At 36.6% G+C, this 7,163-nt stretch carries 4 protein-coding genes; 3 read left to right on the top strand and 1 reads right to left on the bottom strand.

Annotated features, from left to right (window positions below; all coding sequences use genetic code 11):
- Positions 1–48: 48 nt before the first annotated feature.
- The 3 genes from JCM15579_RS15115 (at position 49) to JCM15579_RS15125 (ending at position 5,307) form a co-directional block, all read left to right on the top strand.
- Positions 49–1,344, top strand: a complete 1,296-nt coding sequence (locus JCM15579_RS15115; RefSeq protein WP_054721277.1) for a hypothetical protein — start codon at positions 49–51, stop codon at positions 1,342–1,344.
- Between the two features lie 702 nt (positions 1,345–2,046).
- Entirely contained in the window at positions 2,047–3,594 is a 1,548-nt protein-coding gene (locus JCM15579_RS15120) for an SNIPE associated domain-containing protein (RefSeq protein ID WP_054721278.1), read from the top strand.
- A gap of 978 nt (positions 3,595–4,572) precedes the next feature.
- Entirely contained in the window at positions 4,573–5,307 is a 735-nt protein-coding gene (locus tag JCM15579_RS15125) for a DUF6261 family protein (protein ID WP_157471503.1), read from the top strand.
- Positions 5,308–5,614: 307 nt separating this feature from the next.
- Here the strand turns inward: JCM15579_RS15125 and mnmE are convergent, their stop codons facing one another.
- Positions 5,615–7,012 carry a tRNA uridine-5-carboxymethylaminomethyl(34) synthesis GTPase MnmE gene (mnmE, locus tag JCM15579_RS15130; RefSeq protein ID WP_054721280.1) on the bottom strand — a complete coding sequence of 466 codons (1,398 nt, stop codon included), beginning with the start codon at positions 7,010–7,012 and terminating at the stop codon, positions 5,615–5,617.
- Between the last annotated feature and the right edge of the window lie 151 nt (positions 7,013–7,163).

Raw genomic sequence — 7,163 nt, forward strand, 5'->3', positions numbered from 1 at the left:
TAAATTATATTGTTAATTTTATAGGTGACTACTGTAAAATTGAATCTTATGGCTAAAAAGAGGAAAAAAGCAAAACCCCAGGTTAAAAGGAAGCAAAACAACTCACCTTATCAGAATAGTCTACTCAGAAAGAAATATTTAAAAATTGTTGAGGCAGTTTGCGAAAAAATGAATTGTGCCGATTCATACAAGTTGCTCAGCAAGGAAGAAAAAATAAGAGCTTTTGGATGTTCAGTTTTTGTTCTAAAATTAAAAACCAATAAGAAACAGTACTATACATCGGATAGTATACAGTTTTTTGAAAAATTTGTAAACGATTTCTTCTCAGATCCAATGAATTGTGTGCGTAAAAGCGAAGCGATTGAACTTACAAATTATGAAGTTCTTGTGGCAAATTACTTTATTACCTCATTTAATAAGGATTACCCCGAACGCTATGAATTTTTAATGGATGCCTTTCAGCCCATGGTAGAATACATTGGTGATTTTGAAAGTCATTTTGGAAAGATGATTCAACACTATGCTTTTGTAGCCAATGCCACCAATGTTTTCGACTATAATGTGTACATTTTAAAATTGGATGCAAAGGTTAAAAATTATCCCACGTTGAGAATGAATTGGGAATCATCTTTAGAAAGTATTGCGCCAAGAGAAAGTTTCTATGAGGAAGAGGGAAGGAATAGAGCTGTTTTTCAACTCGGATACGTTAACAATGGTTTTGAAATGCAATGGACTTTTGTACGAACCAAAGATTTGAAAGGCTTGTACAATGGCAAGAAGAAATACCTGCCAGTATGTATTCAACGACATGCCTACCATAGAATTTTAAGCAGGCTTAAACCTTTATTCGATACTGAAGTGGTTTGGGCGATGAATTACTACCTGAGACATGATTTACACATTGAATTTTACAATGGACGCATTTTAATTCCTTTTTACTATTTCGAAACCAAGTGTGGATATTTTGTTGCCACTATAAATAAGAATCGACTTATTATTAAAACCTTCCTGTTTTTAACTCACCATTCAACACCCGAGGGCGATAAATTGGGAGAATTATCCGGACTTAGTAAGGAAGAAATTTCCTATTGGAAAATAGATACCCTACAAAATTTTATTGATGCCAACTTAAGAGAGAATGAGCAGATGATAGAATTATTTGAACAAGCAGGCTTAAGTCATTTGTTCGATATGCAGATTAACCACGGACATGAATCAGATGGGAAGGATTACAACTGGAATGCCTTATCACAATACATCAAACGTGGCAAAACCGAACTGTTCGACGAAGGCACTGAAGATGCTGAAGAGCTTTTGGTAGAAGAGGTGAATGAGATAGAATAAATTTGTTCTATTGATTTCTCTCATTGTTTCGGATTCATTTGAGTGTAATATCAGGCTAGTGGTTTGCAGAATGATTTCATTAATCTATATTAGATAGAGACGCAAGGCCTTGCGTCTGTACAATAAGAAGATCAATTATCGAGATCAGAAAATTTCAAAATAATACTGCATAGCCAGCGCCCGATTAAAGGATTGGGACTATGGCTGCAATGCCATTTATTTCGTGAGGATATGTACTAAGAAATAGGCTTTTAAAGCAAACTCTGTCAAGTCCTCCAGACTCTGCCAGGTTTTCGTGGGATTGGTTTCGAAACCTGACGGAGTTTTTTGACCCGTCAGAGTTTAAAAACTAGCCAGTTAAACCTAAAGGTATATTTGTATCAAATTTAAATGCCCAACCATTCCTCAATCTCTATCACATCAATAGCTTTCAGGTACAATATACTCAATTGATTCTGCAGTATTTTCTTTATTGCAAATTATACAGTTCATAAATAATCAAACTTTAGCTTTTTTATTAGTCACAAACAATGGTACTATGCAATTTGTGTTAATATTATCATTGCAAGTTAAAATCATAATGAGAAGTGTAAAAAATACTAAATTATTTTATATGCAAATTTTAGTAATTAACAATATTTTGATTCTTTCTATAGGATGTGTACATTTGATTAATCTTAATATAAATACCAAATAATACTTATGGACGGATTAATTTATCTACTCATTGTAGCATTTCTAGTTTTTTTAATTGTTCTTAATAGTAAGAACAACAAACTAAAGAAGACCGAAAAAGAAAGGAAGGAATTAGATCAAGAACTTACCAAATTAGCAGGATTGCATTTGGAAAAACAGGCCGAATTGGATAGGCTTATTGAAAAGTATGCTGGAATTATTGATTTGGACAAAGCGATCGATGCTAAGGTAAAAGAGTTCGAAATTCAAGAAAGTCAAAAGCAAAAAGAATTAGATGAAATTCAGATTCAAATAGATGCAATCATCGATTCTGCAAAAACGGAAGCTAAAGATATCCGAAAAAGAGCTAATGAAACTTTTGACAATGCTCAAAGGCAGATGAAGGTTATCTTGGAAAATGCCAATGATAGAGCGGAGAAAATTGCGGGTGAGGCCTTGGAAGCAAAAAGAAATGCGGATCACTATGAGGCTAGTATTAAAGCAATGAAAAATATCATCAAGGGCTATGGAGATGAGTATTTAAAACCTACCTATTCTATTCTGGATAAATTAGCAGATGAATATAGTCACAAGGAGGCAGGACAGGAACTAAAAAAAGCTCGCGAAAGATCTAAGTTGATGGTTAAGAATGATATGGCTGCTGATTGTGATTATGTCGAGAATTATCGCAGAACTACAGCTATTAATTTTGTAATTGATGCATTTAATGGTAAAGTTGATACTATTTTGGCTAGAGTGAAGCACGATAATTTTGGGAAATTAGAGCAGCAGGTCAAAGACTCATTCCACCTAGTAAATAATAATGGAAAAGCATTTAGAAATGCAAGGATTGTTCAAGAATATTTGAGTGCTCGACTGGATGAGTTGGATTGGGCAGTCAAGACAAATGTATTACAACTTGAAGAAAGGGAAGAGCAGAGACGAATTAAAGAAGCGATACGTGAAGAAGAAAGGGCTAGACGTGAATATGAAAAAGCAATAAAAGAAGCAGAAAAAGAAGAGCGAATGATTCAAAAGGCCATGAAGGAAGCTCAAAAGAAACTAGAAGCTGCTAGCCAGGAGGAAAGACTAAAATTTGAGCAACAACTGGAAGAGTTAAAACAAAAGTTAGTAGAAGCAGAAGAAAAGAATCAACGCGCTTTATCTATGGCTCAGCAAACTAGAAGAGGTCATGTATACATCATCTCTAATATTGGGTCATTCGGTGAGGATATATTTAAAATAGGATTAACTAGAAGATTAGAACCGCTTGATAGAGTAAAAGAATTAGGAGATGCAAGTGTTCCGTTTGAGTTTGATGTTCATGCGATGATTTCTAGTGAAGATGCTCCTGCATTAGAAAAAGCACTTCATCATAAGTTTAGAGAAAATCAGCTCAATAAAGTTAACCCTCGAAAAGAATTTTTCAGGATTGGATTGAAAGAAATCAAGGAGGAGATTGAAAGTCAAAAGATCGAAGCCAAGTGGATATTGAAGGCTGAAGCTAGAGAATACAGAGAAAGTATAGCGTTAGCAAATCAAAAGAAATTAACTGAGGAAATAATTCTAAATTAGAATAACTAATAATATGAAGGCCAACCATTGGGTTGGCTTTTTTGTGTATTGTTGGGGGCGTTCCAAATCAATAAATAGAATTAAAAAGATACTCTATATCACACTTCCACACCATCAAAATAATAACCCCAAAATTCCAAAATAAATACCGCATAGCCAGCGCCCGATTAAAGGATTGGGATTATGGCTGCAATGCCATTCATTTTGTGAGGATATGTACGCATAATCGTGAACATTATTTTGGTGAAATTATAGGTGGTAAAATGCAATTGAATTGGATAGGAGAATAGGTGCAAATGGAATGGATCAGGAAATAAATATTTTCTACTAATATTCAATCTTTCTCAAAAGGCCATAAGTAAAGGCTTTGCTCAATATTTTTCTTGAGTCAGCCTATTGCCCAACAAAAAGTTGATGCTCTGGCTCGCCCCAGAGGGTCAAAAAATGACCACCTAAATTGCGCCAGAGGGTCGCCGAGCAAATTTTTAAGCCTGGCTTGCGCCAGCACATTGCCGAGCGAAAAATTGACCTGCTGGCTAGCCACAGGAGCTCAATTTGCAAAAAGTTGACGTCCTGAATTGCGCCAGAGGGTGAATTTTCAAAATTTTGATAGGCTGGCACAAGAAAAATACTCTCCTGTAGTTTAAGTGAGAGGATAAATTCTCACAGAGAAAAGTTTGACATTTTTTGGTGCTAGTTTCCGTCTTGGTTCTCTTGCAATTTGTTGGGATACTTTCTAAAATGTTGTATAAACACCTGTAAAGCCTAATTTGTTTGAATTTATAATTATGAGTATTTAACTGGTAATATAAGTTTGTTTGGTTTTCTGTGTTTTTTTTGCATGAATATCAATGCCTAATGATCTAAAAAAATAAATATTAAAAAATCATAGTAATATTATTGTGTTCAAAAAATAATCTACTAAATTTATTATTCTGTTAATAAATGTTGCTTGGTTAACCTTTAAATTTTTGAGATATGTTTATAAAAATGACTTTTAGTCTGTTGCTTATCGACGAATTATTGGGATATGGCAACAAAATTTCAAAGCATCTTAAATCTATAGATACAGAAGGTTTACAGTTAGATGCTGCAATGGCAAAATTCGATGCAATGTTAGCAACAGCATTGAAAGCTTCCAATAGGAGCAAGTCGAGTGATTTTACATCTCTATTACACGAGAAAGATTTTCGTAGAGATGAATCATATGTGGCTTTTCGCAATTTAATGGAGGCTTGTATGCATCGAAATAATGAAACGGTTGCAAATGCAGGTGATAAAATTTGTAGAATTATTAGAGGGCATGGATGGTCATTGCATGCAGGTGGTCAAAAGAATCAATCTGCAAAAATGGCTAGCTTAAGTGAGGAGTTGAATTCGGAGGCGAATCAAGCTCTTATTGATGCTGTAGGTGGTACAGATTGGTATACCGAAATGCTTAATGATAATGCGGCTTATGAAGCGCTTGCAGAAGAAAAATCGGTAATTGAAACTCAGAAGGCAGATTACAACACGGATCAGGTTTACAAGAATTTGCGTTTGGCCTGTGAAGAGTTGTTTGATACCATTGAGGTTTTGAATCGCATTGCGCCCAACCAAAAGTATGAAGCGATAGCTGCATTCATTAATGATTGCTCGCAAGTGTACATGACGGATGCGCGTACACGCAAAACCAAAAACGCAAAAGAAGAAACAGAAGAACAAGAGGCATAAATAAAAAAGCAGAGGCTCCACAAATTCTCGAGTTAAACCGACGAAAGTTTTAAAAGGGAATTAAGGGCCTCGGCTTACTGACAAAAATAAAAGCATTTTGTTAGTATTTATCTATCCTCGAAAGTTTTTATACCAACAACATTTTTTAACGGGTAAATCCTCCTTTTCTTAAGGGGGATTTTTTGTGGGATAGTTTTCTCATCCTGATCATTTGTATGCAAGGAGAGCCGATTAGGGTGGAAGGTAGGCCTTTTAATAAAAAAAGCCCCCAAATTGGAGGCTTTCTAAATGATATATTTGGATTGGTTTATTTACCGATACAAAAGTTCTTGAATATGTTCCCAAGGACTTCATCGGTTGAGATGTCACCAGTGATCTCACCAAGGAAATGAAGGCATTCACGAATGTCTTGAGCCAGGAAGTCGGTCGGAATCAGTGTTTGCAATCCATCATTCACACGATCGATGCTACCCAAGGCATTTTTAAGGGCCTCAAAATGGCGAATGTTGGTTACAATCACATCCTGCTCGTTTACCTTGCTCATGTTCACCGATTTTAACAATTCGGCGGTAAGCGCATCGATATTTTGCTTCTGCTTGGCCGAAATGAACAACAATTTGTCTTTGGCTTGCATGCCAATTAAGTTCTTGGCAATCTCCTGAGGGTTTTCAATCAAATCAATCTTGTTGATACAAACCACAAGATGCTGTGAATTGCGGTCTATGGTTTTATTCACACTGGCAAGCGATTCGTTAATGCGTTCCATGTCTCGGTCGGCATCTACCAATAACATTACAATTTGTGCCTGCTTCATCTTGCTATAGGTACGCTCAATCCCCATGCTCTCGATACGGTCTTTGGTGGTTCTGATACCTGCAGTATCGATAAAACGGAAGGTAATTCCGCCCAGATTGATGGTATCTTCAATCGCATCGCGGGTTGTACCCTCAATATCGGAAACAATGGCTCTGTCTTCGTTCAAAAGGGCATTCAGCAGTGTAGATTTCCCTACGTTTGTATTTCCCACAATGGCCACAGGAACCCCATTTTTAATTACATTCCCCAACTCAAAGGAATCCACCAGTCTTTGAATCAAACTTTGGATTTCATTCACCAGCTTGGTCAATTGTGTTCTGTCGGCAAATTCAACATCTTCCTCGCTAAAATCAAGTTCCAGCTCAATTAAAGAGATGAAGTTGAGCAATCGTTCACGCAATCCGGCAATCTCGCTGGAAAAGCCACCACGCATTTGCTGTAGCGCCACTTTATGGGCAGCAGCAGAGTTGGAAGCAATTAAATCGGCAACCGCCTCGGCCTGCGACAGGTCCATTTTGCCATTCAAAAAGGCACGCTGGGTAAATTCCCCCGGATTGGCTGTACGAGCTCCATTCTTGATTAAAGTTTGCAGAATGCGGTGCTGAATAAAAGGTGCACCATGACAAGCGATTTCAACCGAATTTTCGCCGGTGTAGGAATGTGGAGCTTTGAACAAGCTTACCAGTACTTCATCAATTACCTCACCTTCATCCTGAATGGTTCCGAAATGTACGGTATTGGCTTTTTGTTCACTTATTTTTTTGCTTTTAACAGGCGTAAAAACTTTCTCGCAAATATCGAGAGCATCTTCTCCCGAAAGGCGCACAATGGCAATGGCTCCATTGCCCGGAGCAGTTGATATTGCGCATATGGTGGATTGATCGATCATAAACAAATCATTTAAATATTGAATACAGCTGTATTGCCCGTTCCAGATTTAGAATCAACAAAGATAGTTGAGAATTTATGAATTATAAATGATAATGATGAATTATCAATTGTGAATTTTAATATTGGAATTTGCTGATTGGGTTTTGGGG

This window comes from Marinifilum fragile JCM 15579, from assembly GCF_001310955.1.
In the GTDB taxonomy this organism is placed as follows: Bacteria; Bacteroidota; Bacteroidia; order Bacteroidales; family Marinifilaceae; genus Marinifilum; species Marinifilum fragile.

Bases quoted from the DNA above. Each gene is read 5' to 3' on its own strand.
- mnmE (WP_054721280.1), bottom strand. From the start codon at position 7,012: ATGATCGATCAATCCACCATATGCGCAATATCAACTGCTCCGGGCAAT.
- JCM15579_RS15125 (WP_157471503.1), top strand. From the start codon at position 4,573: ATGTTTATAAAAATGACTTTTAGTCTGTTGCTTATCGACGAATTATTG.
- JCM15579_RS15115 (WP_054721277.1), top strand. From the start codon at position 49: ATGGCTAAAAAGAGGAAAAAAGCAAAACCCCAGGTTAAAAGGAAGCAA.
- JCM15579_RS15120 (WP_054721278.1), top strand. From the start codon at position 2,047: ATGGACGGATTAATTTATCTACTCATTGTAGCATTTCTAGTTTTTTTA.